This is a genomic window from Vibrio sp. R-1 (assembly GCF_035615595.1).
Classification (GTDB): domain Bacteria; phylum Pseudomonadota; class Gammaproteobacteria; order Enterobacterales; family Vibrionaceae; genus Vibrio; species Vibrio cholerae.
Genome location: NZ_WPDC01000014.1, coordinates 15,855 through 33,497 on the forward strand (window position 1 = coordinate 15,855; position 17,643 = coordinate 33,497).

Here is a 17,643-nt window from a genome sequence, read left to right on the forward strand (position 1 = left end):
AAGTCATTCCGCACGATATGATGCGTGCGGTTTGCTGAGTTCTTATTGAACTTTGAAGCAGCGGGCGTTTGAGGAAACTCTTACGCCCGTCTGTTTGAAGCGTGTCGCTACAGATAAAGGCAACCGGATCCCCTTATCTATATCGATACCCACCGAGCGGCATAGCCGTTGGCAGTAATAAATTGGTGACTGAGAACATGTCAAAACGTGATTTTTACGAAGTATTAGGCGTAGGCCGTGACGCCTCCGAGCGTGATATTAAAAAGGCATACAAACGCCTTGCGATGAAATACCACCCGGACCGCAACTCGGGAGATGCTGGTGCGGCGGAAAAGTTTAAAGAAGTCAAAGAAGCGTATGAAATTCTGACCGATGCGCAGAAGAAAGCAGCTTATGACCAATACGGCCATGCGGCATTTGAGCAAGGCGCGGGTGGTTTTGGTGGCGGCGGCTTCGGCGGTGGCGGTGCTGATTTTGGCGATATTTTCGGTGACGTGTTTGGTGACATTTTCGGTGGTGGTCGCCGTGGCGGCGGTCCAAGAGCACAGCGTGGCTCCGATCTACGTTACAACATGGAACTGAGCCTTGAAGAAGCGGTTCGCGGCTGCTCGAAAGAGATTGAAGTACCGACATTAGTACACTGTGACGCTTGCGATGGCTCAGGTGCTAAAAAAGGCACCTCAGCACAAACTTGTGGTACCTGTCACGGTCATGGCCAAGTTCAGATGCGTCAGGGCTTCTTTGCGGTGCAGCAAACCTGTCCAACCTGTCATGGTAAAGGCAAGATCATTAAAGATCCTTGTAACGTCTGTCATGGCCAAGGCCGTAAGCAAAAGACCAAGACACTCAATGTCAAAATCCCAGCGGGTGTGGATACCGGAGATCGCATTCGTCTTTCCGGTGAAGGTGAAGCGGGAGAAATGGGCGCGCCAGCAGGGGATTTGTACGTACAAGTGCATGTCAAAGAGCACCACATTTTCGAGCGTGATGGCAACAACTTGTACTGTGAAGTGCCAGTGAGCTTCGCGATGGCGGCTCTGGGCGGTGAAGTAGAAGTACCGACACTCGATGGTCGCGTAAGCTTGAAAGTGCCTGCTGAAACCCAAACGGGTCGCATGTTCCGTATGCGCGGTAAAGGCGTGAAAGGCGTTCGCTCTGCAGCATTAGGCGATCTGATTGTCAAACTTGTGGTCGAAACTCCAGTCAATCTAAGTGCTCGCCAGAAAGAGCTGCTGAAAGAGTTTGAAGAGTCTTGTGGCGGCGAAGCGGCGACGAAACACAAGCCGAAAGCCGAAGGCTTCTTTAATGGTGTGAAGAAGTTTTTTGATGACCTAACCAGTTAATCAAGATTCAATGAGTCACTATCGAAAAGACCAGCTTGCTGGTCTTTTCTTATTTCCAGCATCCAACCGGTGATGTCACTCCTTTCTCATTCAAGGTGAGAGAGGGGTAAGTGTTACCGTCGCATTTATCACTATTTTGGCCTTTGTTATTTTGAGGAGTCGCGGTGATGAGATAGCTGTTAGCTGTTGTTTCGACCGCAATCTTGTAACGATCATTGTCTACGCTACAAAACGCATTACATACCTTTTGAGCATCGACTATGCCTGTCGCCGTATAGCCATTGTGGTACTTTTCTTCTAAATAGAGCTGAATTTTGGCCATATCTGCCATCGCCTGTTTACGATGACCTTCTTTGACATAGTCGGTATAGGCTGGATAAGCGATACTCGCTAAAACACCCACAATCACCACCGCGATCATTAATTCGATCAATGTCATACCTTGTTGCTGACTCACACTTGGCTTGCAGAAAATTTTTCGAATCATTTCCATTACTTCTCTTTATAAAACAACGCCATTTTTGATAGCTGTTAGCATCTATGCAAGTTGATTTATCATCCTCTCACGGTTTGCAAAGGATTTTGGGAAATGCATCGCGGCTTTACTTTGCTGGAGCTTTTGATCACCGTTGCGGTATTAACCACAATGTTGCTTTTTGCTGCCCCTAATTTTTCAAAGATGAGTCAGCAAACGAAAATGACCAATTTAGCCAATGAATTACAGGGATTCCTCATTCAGGCTAAATCGGAAGCCGTTTTTCGAAATCAGGATTTATGGGTGCATATTCAAGGATTGCCTTCTATAACGGGTCAATGGCAACTGGTGCTATCCAGCGTATCGGATGTGGCAGCGATCGATGCAAGTAATACGGTTACTCTGTTGCAAGGTCAGCGATATCAAAATGTATTTGTATCGAAGACCAATACACTAACTGAGGTCAAATTTGATCATGTAATGGGCAATCCTCAGGAAGCGGGCAGTCTTTTTATTAAACCGTCGGAATCTGCTGCCGATTCAATCAAAGTGACAGTGCACAATCGGGCTGGGCGAATCAAAGTTTGCACCGAAAATGAGGCAAAATATGGCTTTGAAAAGTGCTAACCAGCAAGGTAATACGCTGATTGAATTTATGGTTGCCGCTTTGGTGGGGGCGATGGCTTTAGCTATTGTCGGGACTGTCTTTTTGTCTAACCAAAAAGCAGCAGCGCAACGCAGTAAAGAAATTATGCTGCTTCAGCAAGTTAGCAGCGTTATGCAGCAGATGAAAGAGGATATCCAACGTGCTGGTTTTGATGATGTGGGTAATCAATCTATGCGGCTATCTGGTGCTGTCGGTGTGATCTATCGAGCATCGAATAAAATGGGTTATGTTTATCGAAAATCATCCACCAAGGTGAGTAATACGGTCTATCAATTAAATAATGACATGTTGGAGTACTGCCAAAAGGATTCCGCCTCACCACTCAGCGTTGTCTCTGCTGCGACAGGATGTTTTGATTTATTTGACCCGAAACAAATCAAAATTGATCAATTTGAAATTTCAGAAATGCCTTTATCTGGTCAATCAGTCAATAGTTCGTTAATGACGATTTCTATTATGGCGAAATTAAAAGATACCCCTAATATCTCTCATGCTATTTCATTACAGATTCAGCAAAGGAATTGGCAATAATGATTCAATATCAAAAAGGTGTCGCGACTTTACTGATTACCGCTATTTTGCTTTCAATCGCATTGGTTGTGACACTCGGTTCGTATAAAAATCTTTTTTATCAGATTAAACGTGCACAAAATGAAATAAAAGCTAGGCAAGAACACTGGCTCGCAGAGGGGGGGCTAGAGTGTGGTTATTCACAGTTTTTATTTTACAATGGGCTCCCAGGTACGATTACTGATTGTGGTAGTGGCTTAGGTGTTATACCTCAATTTAGTTTAATCAGTTCAGGGTATAAAGTGACTTCCCACTATGGTTATTCTTCATTAGTTAAAGATATTCTCATCTCAGGGAATATGGCTCATGGTGCAATTCAATCAGCTTCTGATATTTATGTTCGAGGGAGTGTTAATATTATTCCAGACCCTGGTGTTTTTAATTCAGATGGGTGGGAATGTATTGCGCTACGCTATAAGAATATTTTTGATGCATCTGGTGCTATACAAAATGATGGAGTCTTAATTCCTAACAAACCGCCCTATACTGGATTCTTAAATCCAACGGGGAAGGATTGTCAAACCACACATAAATCGAGTGCGTCGGGAAGTCTGCCCACTGGTAGTGATTTTGTTAAGCAACCAGAAATGAGCTTATTTGAAGAGTTCTTTGATGTTAGTGAAGAACAGCATGAAAAAATAAAGAACAATCCGAAGTTCACGCAAATTCTTGCTCCAGAAAATACGAATGGTCAACCTAATATTGTTCCTGATTGCGGACAGAAAATATTGGAACAAATAGAAAATAAACATTATTACCTATGGATTGAAGGGGGGTGTGAACTTAATGCTGTTTATACGCAAAAGGTTTCTGAAGCTTCTCATAAAACACCTGGTGTATTGATTTTGGTTCACGAAGGGATTTTTTCCGTTATGGGAAATGGAGAGTTAAAAGGAGTATTGTTTCATTTCAATAAGGACTATGTTCCATCAATTCAACATTGGGCCTCTTTTGAAGCGAATGCCTATTTAAATCATAATCCAAGTGTCATACCAGACTCATTCAGAACAATTGCCTCTTATTATCAACACGGTTCATTTACTGTGACTGGTGGGCAGTTTCTTGACAGCGCAGGTCAGGCCGCGGCATTTAATAACTCCTTAGTATTTAATTTTAATAAAGATGTGATCGATCATATTGCGAGTAATTTTGTAAAACCGCGTTGGAAAGAAGGAAGCTGGAATGCGCAATAAGCAATGTGGTTTTAGCTTAATCGAAGTGATGATCTCGTTTGTACTGATTGGGGTTGGTGCGCTTGGTTTGGTGAAATTACAAGCTTATATCGAGCAACGCGCTGATTACGCCATGCACAGTATTGAGGCGCTAAACCTTGCCGAGCAAAAATTGGAGTGGTTTCGTACTCGTGGCGCTTCTTCAGCTAACCCTGCCATACCAACTGCAAATTTCGCGACCGATATTGTCTCTGGGAATGATGTTTCACATCCTTTCTATACTTTGTCTTGGTCTGTACCCGCTGCAACCTTGTCGGGGGCTCTCAAAACCATTCATATCCAAGCGTCATGGAAGGATCGCCATGGTGAAACTCAGTCGGTAGAGTTGAAAACCATGATCTCTAAATACAGCGAATTTGACTGAACGAGTCCTTCTTGCCACGCGATTTTTCTCGCTTTATTGTGCTGTGATTTTCGCTTCTTTATGCTCTTTTCCCATCCATTTGTTTCACTTTTGATTTTGTCGGTGCTGATAAGTGCAAACTCATGTTTTGCAAATTGGTTTCTTAAATGTATATGCTTCGTTATTGATAATGTTTCGAGTGTGTGTCTTTGGTTTTCTATTTTTGCAAAATATGTCTCTAAATATGTAAAAAAAGGACGAACGCTGTGCTTTGGTTTAGGCGTTTCTATACAATGCCAAACGACAAATCGCCGTTTCATTGTGACCAATTTCAATGGTTCACAGGGAAACTCGAAACGGACACAGAAGGCCACACTAACAAGGCCTCACGCAGCAACATCACATTACGGAATTTACTATGAGTAACCAAGCTATCAATCAAGCGCCATCGGCCAAACCAAGTGGGATGGATCGCTTTCTCAACTTTATTGAACGGGCAGGGAACAAGATCCCAGATCCCGCGATTCTTTTCTTTTGGGCATTAGTTATCGTTTGGGTTTCTTCCGCTCTACTCTCTAACGTCAGTTTTGATTTGACTAACCCTCGAACTAATGAAGCATTAGAAATCAAAAACTTACTGACCGGCGAATCACTGGCTCATTTTCTGGCCAATATGGTGACCACATTTACCAGTTTTGCGCCATTGGGCATTGTTCTTGTCGCTATGCTCGGGGTTGGCGTGGCTGACTCTTCAGGCTTTATCACCACTGGCCTAAAGAAAATGCTTAATGTCACGCCAGCGAAACTGCTGACGCCTATGCTGATTTTGGTGGCGATTATTTCGCACACCGCAGCCGATGCTGGCTATGTGTTGGTGATACCTCTGGGCGGTATCATTTTCCACGCAGCAGGTCGTCATCCACTCGCTGGTATTGCTGCCGCGTTTGCTGGCGTATCTGGTGGTTTCTCGGCAAACTTTATTCCGTCAGGTATCGATCCGCTGTTGGCGGGCTTTACGCAAACTGCAGCGCAAGTGTTGGATCAGTCTTATCAAGTTAACCCATTAGCCAACATTTACTTCACGGGTCTTTCCTCAATCATCATCGTAGCGATTGGTTGGTATGTGACAGATAAAGTGATTGAGCCACGTTTGGCGGCGACGAAAGTGGATGAGGATGCAGAATCAGCACCCGATCTTGGCTCTTTCACTGCGATTGAATCCAAAGCTTTCCGTTACGCAGGCTGGGCAATGGTTGCGGGTATTGCACTGTTAGTGGCTGCCGTGTGGCCGGAAAATTCTGCGCTGCGTTCGCCTGACGGTGAAATTACCGCCTTCACTGCGCCGATCATGAAATCAATTGTGCCACTGATTTTTATCCTGTTTATTATCCCGGGGATTGTCTACGGCCGTGTCGCAGGAACCTTCAAAAACAGTAACGATGTGATCAAAGCGATGTCGGCCACCATGTCGACCATGGGCGCGTACATTGTGATGTCGTTTTTCTGTGCGCAATTCTTGTCTGCTTTTGGCCAATCTAACATTGGTACTATGTTGGCTCTGTATGGTGCAGAAGGTCTAAAAGCGATGAATTTGCCGGGTCAAGCCACGATTGTGGGCATGATTCTACTCACTGCGATGGTCAACTTATTAGTCGGTTCAGCATCGGCTAAGTGGGCGTTGATTGGTCCTATTTTGGTGCCAATGTTGATGGCAGTGGGTATTTCTCCTGAACTGTCTCAAGCGGCATATCGTGTGGGGGATTCGGTGTCTAACATTATTTCTCCATTGATGGTGTTCTTCCCACTGGTGGTGGTGTATTGCCAACGCTATGTGAAATCAACCGGTATCGGCACTTTGGCTTCGATGATGATGCCGTACTCAATCGCGATGCTGATTGGTTGGTCACTGTTCCTGCTGGTTTACTGGGCACTGGGTATCCCGCTGGGTATTCAAGCTCCGTACACTTACACCATGTAAGTGATTAAACCGATAAATATCGTCAGCCCACTCCTTCGAGTGGGCTTTTTCTTAGGCTGGCTTTTGTTTTGTCCGCGATCTCCGCTAGAATCACCGTTTTCAAGAATCCGTGGAGTGTGATTTTGTCAGCGTCTCTATTTTCTGCTCAAGATGAACAATTTATGCGCCGAGCCATCGCGTTAGCAGCCCAAGCCGAAGCGCAGGGAGAAGTCCCTGTTGGAGCGGTATTAGTTCGAGATGGCGAAATCATTGCGGAAGGCTGGAATGGTTCGATTACGAACCATGATGCGACTGCGCATGCAGAAATTGAAGTGATTCGAAAAGCTGGCAAAGCACTGAGTAATTATCGACTACTCGATACCACCTTGTATGTGACACTGGAACCTTGCCCAATGTGTGCAGGAGCCCTGTTGCATAGTCGAGTAAAACGTATTGTGTATGGCGCGCCAGATTTGAAAGCGGGTGCGGCAGGAACTGTGATGGATCTGTTTAGCAGCCAAGCGGCTTATCACTACGCGACGGTTGAAAAAGGGCTGTTGGAAGAGGAGTGTCGAGCTCAGTTACAAGCGTTTTTTCAGCGACGAAGAAAAGAGATCAAAGCCAAACGCGATGCAGAGCGAAAGGATGCTGAGAGAAAGAATAAACTGTGATTTTTTGGCAAACATCGATACAGATGTTTGCCATTCGAGAGGTATCTAGCTGCTTAACTGAACAAACGCACGGTGACGAGCCAAGACTTTTTTCTTGCTATTGGCCAGCATACGGCGTCTGCGGTTAGCGGATACGGTTTTGTTCAGGAGTTTTGATTGACGTTTACGTCTCAACATAAAACACCCTCCTACGACTGACTGACATAAAAACCCTGACTACTTAACGTCAGGGAACCTAATAAATCGCTTATCGATCTGCTTTATTATTGCATTGGAATGTTACCTGTTTCTGACAACAGGAAAGCGATTTAATTCACACATTGATTTACGTGTTTTCTTCCCAAAAATCAAGTGGCTAATTTTTGCTCTCAGTGGATGGTTTGGCAGATGGCTCGGCGCTCGATTCACTGTTTTCGAGTGACTCTGATTCGAGTGCTTCCGTTTCTTCATCCAAGATTTCACGGTTTGCTTCTTCATTGAAAAATTCTTCATCAAGCGCAATCACGGTGAGATCTTCAATACTTTCATCGCCTGTCGCCAATTGACGCTGCTCAAGATGGCCGATGATGCTTTGGTAGTAACGGCGAATATTTTCCACATAATTACGTGCTTCGTCGCCACGTGCATAGCCATAGCGGGTCTGGGTGAAGTATTTTTTCTGCTGCAGCTGTGGCAGGCGATCTTTGACATCCGCCCATGAGTCAGGATCTGCGCCTTGGCTTTTGGTTAAGCGTCGCGCATCCATCATATGCCCGTAGCCAATGTTGTAAGAGGCTAAGGCAAACCAAATTTTTTCATGTTCGGAAATCGAGTCAGGAACACGCTCCATCATACGTCGCAAGTATTCCACCCCACCACGAATCGACTGTTCTGGATCGAGGCGATCACTTACCCCCACGCTGCGCGCGGTTGGTAGTGTCAACATCATCAAACCACGGACACCCGTGGGCGATTTGGCATACGGATTCCAGTGCGACTCCTGATACGCAAGTGCGGCGACTAAACGCCAATCAAACTCTGCCGAGTACTTTTGAAAGAGAGGCGTCCATCGAGGTAATCGTGTATCCAGCGCGCGAATAAAAGCGCGGGTATCGACATAATCAAAGGCACCAATATGACCGATGTATTTTTCTTCCAAAGACGCCAAATAGCCCGATTGCTTGAGATTACCAAAAAATTCAATCATTAAGGCATACAGACTTTCATCGTCGGAACGGCGGATAAACCATGAGATCGGCTGATCTTCGGTTAATTCAAATGCCGCTGCCAGTTCAGGATAGATGCGTTGAGAAAGCGACACCTCAACAGAGTCGGCCATCGTAAACAGTAACTCACCTTGTGAGACTTTTTTCAGTAAGTCATTCACATCGGAATTGCTGTCGACATGAAATTGAAAATCGGGGTATTTCTGCTGTTTGGCTAGCAAGGTGTGCTCAAAATGGGAGTCATCCACCACGCTGAAAAAGGCGAGCTCAGGATTGTCCTTTAATAAGGTTTGCTGGCGTTCGACCAACTGTTTGAAGCTGCGTGGTCGCCAGTCACCTTTTTTATAGACCACTTGCTGCGAAACGTAATAATAAGCAGGCCCTGCGCGAAAATCTTTGAGTCGCTCTTCGGATTGGCTTAAGCCTGCGGCAATGATGTCCACTTCACCGTTTTTTAAGGCAGGAAACAGGCTAGATAGGCGGTATGCTGGCTTCATTTCCAGCTTTACGCCAAGCTCTTTGGCAAATTCGCGGGCTAACTCGTAATCCAATCCCGTTGGGCCATCAGGGCCGATGTAGTAGGAGAGGGGATTGTTGAGCGTACCAACGCGTAAAACACCACGTTCACGAATTTTTTCTAGCTCGCTTTTGGGCTCGGAATCGATTTGGCAACCGACTAAGAGCAGGCTTAATAAGCCTAGCCAGAGTGCGCGAATGGGGAGTTTATAGGCAAAAGGAGTCATCAATTTGGGTTTTCTCTCATCAAGACAGATGCCTTTATATCAAAGGCGCTGGTTTTGGCAAAGTCCTCACTGAGTAAGCTGTCATTTTGCTCGAAGATTTGTGCAAATGGGTCGTAACTCAAAATTAACGAAAAAAATGACGCAAACGGTTGCTTTTGGTGTTACGTCACAAAAAGAATTCCTCTATAATGCGCAGCCATCAGTAGAGGTGAAATCGGCATACATTCAACAAATAGAGTTTAATGTGCTGTATTCGAAAGAGTTTATGCCAATTACACCTCAATCAATTGGACATAGAGACCTAAGCACATGAGAATTTTGCGTGGCTCCCCAGCTCTTTCAGAGTTTCGTGTTAACAAGCTCCTCACCGCGTGTCGTGAACAACACCTCCCAGTGACAGGCATTTACGCCGAGTTTATGCACTTTGCCGATCTCAAGGCAGAGCTCAATCCGCAAGAGTTGGAAAAGCTCGAAAAACTGCTCACTTATGGTCCAACCATTCAAGAACATGAACCACAAGGTTTACTGTTATTAGTGACCCCGCGTCCCGGAACCATTTCTCCTTGGTCTTCAAAAGCAACGGATATTGCCCATAACTGTGGCCTGCGTAGTATCAAGCGCTTAGAACGCGGTACGGCTTATTATGTTGAAGCAGAAACGGCGCTGACCGCCGCACAAATCGCAACACTTAAGGCGCTGCTGCACGATCGTATGATGGAAGTGGTGTTCGCAGAACTCACCGATGCACAGCAACTGTTTAGCGTAGCAGAGCCTGCGCCGATGAGTCAGGTTGATGTGTTGGCGGGGGGGCGTCGTGCGCTTGAAGAGGCAAACGTTTCCCTAGGTCTGGCATTGGCTGAAGATGAAATTGACTACCTAGTTGAGAGCTTCACCAAACTGGGTCGCAATCCTAACGACATTGAACTCATGATGTTTGCACAAGCCAACTCTGAGCATTGCCGCCACAAAATCTTCAATGCAGATTGGACGATTGATGGGATTAAACAAGACAAATCGCTGTTCAAAATGATCAAAAACACCTTTGAACAGACGCCGGATTATGTGCTTTCCGCTTATAAAGATAATGCCGCGGTAATGACCGGCTCGACGGTTGGCCGTTTTTTCCCAGATCCAGATAGCCGTCAATACACCTATCACCATGAAGATGCGCACATTTTGATGAAGGTGGAAACCCACAACCACCCAACGGCAATTTCTCCTTGGCCGGGGGCTTCAACAGGCTCTGGTGGTGAAATCCGTGATGAAGGCGCAACCGGTATTGGCGGTAAGCCAAAAGCGGGTTTGGTGGGCTTTACTACTTCGAACTTGCGTATTCCCGGTTTTGAACAGCCATGGGAAAGTAATTTTGGTAAGCCAAGCCGTATCGTCAATGCGTTGGATATTATGCTAGAAGGCCCACTCGGCGGCGCGGCGTTCAACAACGAATTTGGTCGTCCGAACCTGCTGGGTTATTTCCGCACTTATGAAGAAAAAGTGACTTCACATGCGGGTGAAGAGGTACGTGGCTACCATAAACCGATCATGATCGCTGGCGGTATGGGTAACATCCGTGCTGAGCATATTCAGAAGAAAGAGATCCCGGTTGGTGCCAAACTGATCGTACTCGGTGGCCCTGCGATGAACATCGGTCTGGGCGGTGGCGCGGCATCCTCGATGGCATCTGGTCAATCCGCTGAAGATCTGGATTTTGCTTCAGTACAGCGTGAAAACCCAGAGATGGAGCGCCGTTGTCAGGAAGTGATCGACCGTTGCTGGCAGCTCGGCGACAAAAACCCAATCGCCTTTATCCACGATGTGGGCGCGGGTGGTATCTCTAACGCTCTGCCTGAGCTGGTGAATGACGGCGATCGCGGTGGTAAATTCCAGTTGCGCAACGTGCCGAATGATGAGCCGGGCATGAGCCCATTGGAAATCTGGTGTAATGAATCACAAGAGCGTTATGTGCTGGCGGTTGCTGCGGAAGATATGCCGCTGTTTGATGCGATTTGCCAGCGTGAACGCGCTCCTTATGCCGTGGTGGGTGAAGCGACCGAAGAGCGCCATTTGACGCTGGAAGACAGCCACTTTGCTAACACGCCGATTGATATGCCGATGGATATTCTGCTGGGTAAGCCGCCGAAAATGCATCGTGAAGCGAGCACGCTGAAAGTTTCAAGCCCAGCGCTAGAGCGTTCAGGCATTGAGCTTAATGAAGCGGTGGATCGCGTACTGCGTTTACCGGCAGTCGCAGAAAAAACGTTCCTGATCACCATTGGTGACCGCTCAGTGACTGGCTTAGTCGCGCGGGATCAAATGGTCGGTCCATGGCAAGTTCCCGTCGCAAACTGCGCGGTAACGGCCGCGAGTTTTGATTCTTACCACGGCGAAGCCATGTCGATGGGTGAGCGTACCCCAGTTGCGCTGCTGGATTTCGGTGCCTCCGCACGTTTAGCGGTCGGTGAAGCCATTACCAACATAGCCGCAACCGATATTGGCGAGCTGAAACGCATCAAACTTTCGGCGAACTGGATGTCTCCAGCGGGCCATCCGGGTGAAGATGCCGGCCTATATGAAGCAGTGAAAGCGGTCGGTGAAGAGCTTTGTCCAGCACTAGGTATCACTATCCCAGTCGGTAAAGACTCGATGTCGATGAAAACCAAGTGGCAGGAAAATGGCGAGCAGAAAGAAGTGACTTCGCCGCTGTCACTCATCATCACCGCTTTCGCACGTGTGGAAGATATTCGCAAGACAGTAACTCCACAACTGCGTACTGACCTTGGCGAGACAAGCTTAATCTTGATTGATTTGGGTAATGGTCAAAATCGTCTTGGCGCAACCGCATTAGCGCAAGTGTACAAACAGTTGGGTGATAAGCCGGCTGATGTGGATAACGCTGCGCAGCTCAAAGGCTTTTTTGATGCAGTACAAACGCTGGTGCGTAACGAAAAGCTGGTGGCTTACCACGACAAAGGCGACGGCGGTTTATTGGTGACGTTGGCAGAAATGGCTTTCGCGGGTCACTGTGGTATTAAAGCCAATATTGAAACCTTGGGTGATGATGCACTGGCGGCACTGTTCAATGAAGAGCTTGGCGCTGTGGTTCAAGTGAAAAATGATGAGCTGAATGCTGTTCTGGCAACGCTTGCTGCCCATGGCTTAGAAGCGTGTGCTCACGTGATTGGTGAAGTAGAAGCGTCGGATCGCTTGCTGATCACTCGTGGTGAGGAAGTCTTGATTGAGCGCTCTCGTACTGAACTGCGCACCATCTGGGCGGAAATGACCCATAAGATGCAAGCGCTGCGTGATAACTCGGCGTGTGCCGATCAAGAGTTTGCGGCCAAACAAGATAACCGCGACCCGGGCTTGAATGCGAAGTTAACCTACGATGTGCAAGCCGACGTTGCTGCGCCGTACATCGCCAAAGGTGTGCGTCCGAAAATGGCGATTTTGCGTGAGCAAGGCGTTAACTCACACGTTGAGATGGCGGCAGCGTTTGACCGCGCTGGTTTTGATGCGGTTGATGTACATATGAGCGACATTCTTACTGGGCAAACCGTGCTCGATGCTTACCAAGGTCTGGTGGCTTGTGGTGGCTTCTCTTACGGTGACGTACTCGGTGCGGGTGAAGGTTGGGCGAAATCGATTCTGTTTAACGCCCAAGCGCGTGAGCAGTTTGAACAGTTCTTCCAACGTAAAGATACTTTCTCACTTGGGGTGTGTAACGGCTGTCAAATGCTGTCTAACCTGCGTGATTTGATCCCGGGTGCTGAGCTATGGCCACGTTTTGTGCGTAACGAATCGGATCGTTTTGAAGCGCGCTTTAGCTTAGTCGAAGTGCAAAAATCACCATCGCTGTTCTTTAGCGAGATGGCGGGTTCAAGAATGCCGATTGCAGTTTCTCATGGTGAAGGTCGTGTGGAAGTGCGTGATGCTCTGCATTTGGCGGCAATTGAGCAATCTGGCACCGTAGCGATTCGTTTCGTGGATAACTTTGGTCAGCCAACCCAAGCTTACCCAAGCAACCCGAACGGTTCACCGAATGCGATTACCGGTTTAACCACTCAAGATGGCCGTGTGACGATTATGATGCCGCACCCTGAGCGTGTATTCCGTACCGTTGCCAACTCGTGGCACCCAGATAACTGGGGTGAGAACGGCGCTTGGATGCGTATGTTCCAGAATGCTCGTAAATATTTTGGCTAATTGATTTAAGCTTAAGCACAACAAAAAGCGCAGAGAACTTCTGCGCTTTTTTCGTTTTGTCAGCCCCGATTTGAAAGGGCGCTTTGCGATAACCGTTGATTTAGCGGAATTGGCCGACTTGCGGTAAAAATTCAAAACCAGCGCTCGCTAACTTAGCTTCTAACGCGCTGCGATCAATATCGAAATAGTTAACCAATTTATCCAGATCGCCACCAAAGTCGTCACGCAGTTTCATGTTAATGATGCTCATCAGCATGATGGGATCCATAGTGGCAAAATTCGCTAGATTCATGGTGATTAATCCTCAAAATCGGAAATCAGTAAATTCGCTGCCGCAAACGCCGCTTTTTCTCGTGCCGCCAGTGGCAGGGCGGTATCAGCCGCAATCTCGTTTAATGCACGTACAGCGCAGCTGATGGCTTGCGGAATATAGCCTTGATCACCACTACCAATTTGCGCGTAAAGCTCGCGTACCAGTTCGCAACAGTCATAAACTTTCATCAGGGTGTCCTCAAATGATAACTGCTCTCAATATACCTTGAGAGCAGAGAAATAACAAACCTACTACTTGCGCTGGCTCAATGAAGCCTCATGAGTGGTGAATTATTGGCCAGAGACTTGTAAGTTCAGTTGCGCGACCAATTGAGCATCCAAGCCTAGTTGTTTAGCCAGTTCATTGAGATAGGCTTTTTCCATAAAGTTCTGTTCATCGGCAATCAGCAATGACGCCAGATACAGCTCAGAGGCTTGAGCTGGGTTTTGCGCAAAGCGAGCGATTTCAGCAGGGTCCAGCGGCTTACACAGCTCTTGTTCCACCAATTGTTGTACTTGGTTATCTGCGCCTAGCTCTTCAATCGCTTGTTGGATTCGCGCCATCTCTTGCTCATCCACATGCCCATCGGCTTTCGCGGCGGCAATCATGGCTTTTAAAATGATCAGCTCATGGCGAGGATTGCTTTCATCAAAAGGGGTTGGTGCGGTATTGCCTTTTTGATTGGCATTCCAATCGTTGTAGACCTTGTAGGCGAGTGCGCCGAGAGCGGCAGCGCCCCCGACTTTTAAAGCGCTTTTGCCCCATTTTTTGCTTTTTTTAGAGCCAAGTAACATACCAAGCAGACCGCCACCTAAAGCTCCAGCTCCTAGCGTGCTGAGTTGGTTTTTATCTTGGCTTAAGGTTTTCAACTGCTCGCTGCCTTTTTTGACAAGGTCTGAGCTCAGTGCTTGGTTGAGTAATGATTTTAGATCCATGGGCTATCTCCTCTGGTTTTGACTCAGTGTAGATGATGAAAAATGAATCTAATATTAATATCTCCTTCCTACTTGAAGCTGCAGCGGTGTTGGCTACGTTCGTTCACCCCAATCACATAGTCTGTCTATGCTCATGGGGATTCACTCACTTGCCGCCTACCTGCAACTCCAAGTTGTTTGGGGAAAACTGGTAATAAAAAGGCTGCTCGATGGCAGCCTTTGTAAGTGAATGTGACCGAAAATTAGGCCAGTTTGGCTTGGATAAAGTCGATGATGGATGCCATCGCCACCGCTTCTTTTTCACCACTACGACGATTTTTGTATTCGAAGTGACCTTCATCCATGCTGCGATCACCAATGATGATGGTGTGTGGCACGCCGATCAGTTCCATATCTGAGAACATGACGCCCGGACGCTCTTTACGATCATCAAACAGCACTTCGATGCCTGCAGCTGTCAATTCTGCATACAATTTTTCAGCGGCTTGCTGAACACGCTCAGATTTGTACATGTTCATCGGCACAATAGCCACTTGGAAAGGTGCAATCGCATCAGGCCAGATAATGCCGTAATCGTCATGGTTTTGTTCGATGGCTGCTGCGACGACGCGAGAGACGCCGATACCGTAGCAACCCATCTCAAGAATGACGTTTTTACCGTTTGAATCGAGTACGCCACAGTTCATCTTTTCAGAGTAGTTGGTACCCAATTGGAAGATGTGACCCACTTCGATCCCGCGCTTGAGCATCAGTGTGCCTTTGCCACATGGGCTTGGATCGCCCTCAACCACATTACGCAGATCTTCGACTTTACCCAGTTCAACATCACGACCCCAGTTGATACCGAAGTAGTGTTTACCATCGATGTTCGCGCCAGCGCCGAAATCGTTCATCACAGCAACGGTGCGGTCAACAATAAATGGCAGTTTCAGGCCGACAGGACCTAATGAGCCAGGGCCTGCACCGATCAGCGCGCGAATCTCTTCTTCACTGGCCATTTCCAGCGGCGAGGCTACTTCGGCCAGTTTCTCGGCTTTGATTTCGTTCAGCTCATGGTCACCACGGATGATCAGCGCAACGATAGGCGCATCAATTTCATCTGAGGCTTTGACAAATAAGGTTTTCACCGTTTTTTCGATAGGCAGACCGTGCTGCTCAACCAATTCTGCGATGGTTTTTGCGTTAGGGGTATCAACCAAGGTCATCGCTTGCGTAGGTGCTGGGCGCTCAATCGCCGGTGCAACCGCTTCGGCTTTCTCGATGTTGGCTGCGTAATCCGATTCAGTTGAGAAGGCGATCAGATCTTCGCCACTTTCTGCCAGTACGTGGAATTCGTGTGAGCCGTTACCACCGATAGCACCAGTATCGGCTAGCACTGGGCGGTAATCGAGGCCCATACGGTCAAACGCTTTGCAATACGCAACGTGCATGGCTTCGTAGGATTTTTCTAGGCCCGCTTTGTCGATATCAAAGCTGTACGCATCCATCATGCAGAATTCACGGGCACGCATCACACCAAAACGTGGACGGCGTTCATCACGGAATTTGGTTTGAATTTGATACAAGTTCAGTGGCAACTGCTTGTAAGAGCTCACCTCATTACGCACCAGCGCCGTGATCACTTCTTCCGCAGTTGGGCTTAAAACAAACGGACGCTCATGGCGGTCAGTAAAGCGCAGTAGCTCTGGGCCCATTTTTTCAGAGCGACCAGTCTCTTCCCACAATTCAAACGGCTGCACCACCGGCATCAAGGTTTCGATTGCACCGGCATTATCGATCTCTTGGCGAACGATGTTTTCGACTTTACGCAGTACACGCAGACCAGTAGGCAGCCAAGTATAGAGACCTGAAGCCAGCTTACGGATCATACCTGCACGGAGCATGAGCTTATGGCTCACAACTTCTGCGTCGTTTGGAGTCTCCTTCAGAGTGGAAAGAAGATATTTACTGGTACGCATTCTATGGTATCCGTTTCATCAAAGTTTAAAGGATCGCTTTAACAGGAGTGACGTCATTCCCTTCCTACTTGAAGCTGCAGGGGTGTTGGCTACGTTCGTTCACCCCAATCACATAGTCTGTCTATGCTCATGGGGATTCACTCACTTGCCGCCTACCTGCAACTCCAAGTTGTTTGGGGATCTAAAGCGAATTTGGGCGCTAATAATATCAGCCAAATGGTTTTGTCAAAAGGGTTCAATTGCGTTGACAACGATTGCTTCAGTGTTAACCGTAAATGTCACGTTCCAATCGTACAAATTCACCGCATATAACTTATCGTCAGCGCGATGTTTTTTGTAAGCCGGGCGCGGATCTTGCGCTAACACTTCACGGATCACTGCTTGGCGAATCTTACCTTCAGGATGTGCCTGGAGCATTTGCCGCGCTGCATCACTGAAGGTAACCGCGATGCGTTGTGGCTCTTGCTCGGCATAGCCACCTTGCGCGTCGGTAATGGAATCGGAGTAGGGGATATAAGGCTTGATATCAATGATCGGTGTGCCATTGACCAAGTCGACACTTCCGAGCTCTAAATAATATTGATCGCCTTCTTTGCTTACCCCTTTTAACTCGACCGCTGACATGCCAATCCCATTAGGGCGAAAAGTTGCTCGTGAAGCGAAAACACCCACTCGTTCATTACCACCAAGACGAGGTGGACGTACGGTCGGTTTCCAACCTGCGGCGAGGTTTTGGTCGAACAAAAATAGCAGCCACACATGACTAAATTGCTCTATGCCACGAATGGATTCAGCGCAGTTGCACTCACCGAGCAATTTGACTCTTGCGGTCGCGCTTGGCACCAAACGTGGTTGACGAGGTACGGCAAATTTTTCTTGGTATGGGCTTTCAATAATTGCAATAGGTTCAATGGGATACATGTTTTTTATCGATATTCACACGATGTTGAGGAAAAAAATAGCATAGCTAGACGTAAAAATCGCTTGCAAATCACCTTGAGAATAATTATTAATTAAAATGTTATAAC

General features: G+C 47.3%; 17 protein-coding genes. 9 read left to right on the forward strand and 8 right to left on the reverse strand.

Annotated elements, in window-relative coordinates:
• Positions 1–197: 197 nt before the first annotated feature.
• Positions 198–1,343, forward strand: coding sequence for a molecular chaperone DnaJ (gene dnaJ / locus GOU96_RS05055; protein ID WP_000043914.1), 1,146 nt, complete (start codon positions 198–200; stop codon positions 1,341–1,343).
• A gap of 49 nt (positions 1,344–1,392) precedes the next feature.
• Here dnaJ and GOU96_RS05060 read toward each other — a convergent pair whose 3' ends face one another.
• A complete protein-coding gene (locus GOU96_RS05060) occupies positions 1,393–1,836 on the reverse strand; it encodes a type IV pilin protein (RefSeq protein ID WP_267780717.1) in 444 nt (147 codons plus the stop codon).
• Between the two features lie 96 nt (positions 1,837–1,932).
• Between GOU96_RS05060 and GOU96_RS05065 the strand changes: the two genes are divergently transcribed.
• From GOU96_RS05065 to tadA, 6 genes are all read left to right on the forward strand, one after another.
• Positions 1,933–2,445 (forward strand): pilus assembly FimT family protein, encoded by a 513-nt coding sequence (locus GOU96_RS05065; protein ID WP_055029799.1) that lies wholly within the window; start codon positions 1,933–1,935, stop codon positions 2,443–2,445.
• Complete coding sequence (locus GOU96_RS05070; RefSeq protein ID WP_267780713.1) at positions 2,426–3,016, forward strand: PulJ/GspJ family protein; 591 nt, start codon at positions 2,426–2,428, stop codon at positions 3,014–3,016. The genes GOU96_RS05065 and GOU96_RS05070 overlap by 20 nt, the downstream gene beginning before the upstream one ends.
• Positions 3,016–4,248, forward strand: a complete 1,233-nt coding sequence (locus GOU96_RS05075; protein ID WP_267780711.1) for a hypothetical protein — start codon at positions 3,016–3,018, stop codon at positions 4,246–4,248. The genes GOU96_RS05070 and GOU96_RS05075 overlap by 1 nt, the downstream gene beginning before the upstream one ends.
• Positions 4,238–4,651, forward strand: coding sequence for a type IV pilus modification PilV family protein (locus tag GOU96_RS05080; RefSeq protein WP_001244854.1), 414 nt, complete (start codon positions 4,238–4,240; stop codon positions 4,649–4,651). The genes GOU96_RS05075 and GOU96_RS05080 overlap by 11 nt, the downstream gene beginning before the upstream one ends.
• 397 nt (positions 4,652–5,048) lie before the next feature.
• Positions 5,049–6,608, forward strand: a complete 1,560-nt coding sequence (locus GOU96_RS05085) for an AbgT family transporter (protein WP_000070417.1) — start codon at positions 5,049–5,051, stop codon at positions 6,606–6,608.
• 122 nt (positions 6,609–6,730) lie between these two features.
• A complete protein-coding gene (gene tadA, locus GOU96_RS05090; RefSeq protein WP_001934843.1) occupies positions 6,731–7,258 on the forward strand; it encodes a tRNA adenosine(34) deaminase TadA in 528 nt (175 codons plus the stop codon).
• A gap of 45 nt (positions 7,259–7,303) precedes the next feature.
• Here the strand turns inward: tadA and GOU96_RS05095 are convergent, their stop codons facing one another.
• Both GOU96_RS05095 and mltF read right to left on the reverse strand, forming a co-directional pair.
• Entirely contained in the window at positions 7,304–7,435 is a 132-nt protein-coding gene (locus tag GOU96_RS05095; RefSeq protein WP_000946180.1) for a hypothetical protein, read from the reverse strand.
• A 178-nt stretch (positions 7,436–7,613) separates the two neighbouring features.
• Positions 7,614–9,206: a membrane-bound lytic murein transglycosylase MltF gene (gene mltF / locus GOU96_RS05100; RefSeq protein ID WP_057552521.1), complete on the reverse strand. Its 1,593-nt coding sequence runs from the start codon at positions 9,204–9,206 to the stop codon at positions 7,614–7,616.
• A 106-nt stretch (positions 9,207–9,312) separates the two neighbouring features.
• Between mltF and GOU96_RS05105 the strand changes: the two genes are divergently transcribed.
• Together GOU96_RS05105 and purL are read left to right on the forward strand one after the other, a co-directional pair.
• On the forward strand, positions 9,313–9,519 hold the full coding sequence (locus GOU96_RS05105; RefSeq protein ID WP_000533381.1) for a hypothetical protein: 207 nt from the start codon (positions 9,313–9,315) through the stop codon (positions 9,517–9,519).
• Positions 9,516–13,409 (forward strand): phosphoribosylformylglycinamidine synthase, encoded by a 3,894-nt coding sequence (gene purL, locus GOU96_RS05110; RefSeq protein ID WP_267780709.1) that lies wholly within the window; start codon positions 9,516–9,518, stop codon positions 13,407–13,409. Before GOU96_RS05105 ends, purL begins: the two co-directional genes overlap by 4 nt.
• Positions 13,410–13,509: 100 nt before the next feature.
• On the opposite strand, the gene GOU96_RS05115 is transcribed toward purL, so the two are convergent.
• From GOU96_RS05115 to tsaA, 5 genes are all read right to left on the reverse strand, one after another.
• The gene (locus GOU96_RS05115) at positions 13,510–13,701 is read right to left on the reverse strand and encodes a DUF4250 domain-containing protein (RefSeq protein ID WP_001046693.1); all 192 of its coding nucleotides are present in this window, start codon (positions 13,699–13,701) and stop codon (positions 13,510–13,512) included.
• A 5-nt stretch (positions 13,702–13,706) separates the two neighbouring features.
• A complete protein-coding gene (locus GOU96_RS05120; protein ID WP_000870111.1) occupies positions 13,707–13,910 on the reverse strand; it encodes a YaeP family protein in 204 nt (67 codons plus the stop codon).
• A 102-nt stretch (positions 13,911–14,012) separates the two neighbouring features.
• Positions 14,013–14,657: a tellurite resistance TerB family protein gene (locus GOU96_RS05125; RefSeq protein ID WP_267780707.1), complete on the reverse strand. Its 645-nt coding sequence runs from the start codon at positions 14,655–14,657 to the stop codon at positions 14,013–14,015.
• A gap of 242 nt (positions 14,658–14,899) precedes the next feature.
• Positions 14,900–16,615, reverse strand: coding sequence for a proline--tRNA ligase (locus tag GOU96_RS05130; RefSeq protein ID WP_095465180.1), 1,716 nt, complete (start codon positions 16,613–16,615; stop codon positions 14,900–14,902).
• 225 nt (positions 16,616–16,840) lie between these two features.
• Positions 16,841–17,536 (reverse strand): tRNA (N6-threonylcarbamoyladenosine(37)-N6)-methyltransferase TrmO, encoded by a 696-nt coding sequence (gene tsaA, locus GOU96_RS05135; protein WP_267780705.1) that lies wholly within the window; start codon positions 17,534–17,536, stop codon positions 16,841–16,843.
• Positions 17,537–17,643: the final 107 nt, after the last annotated feature.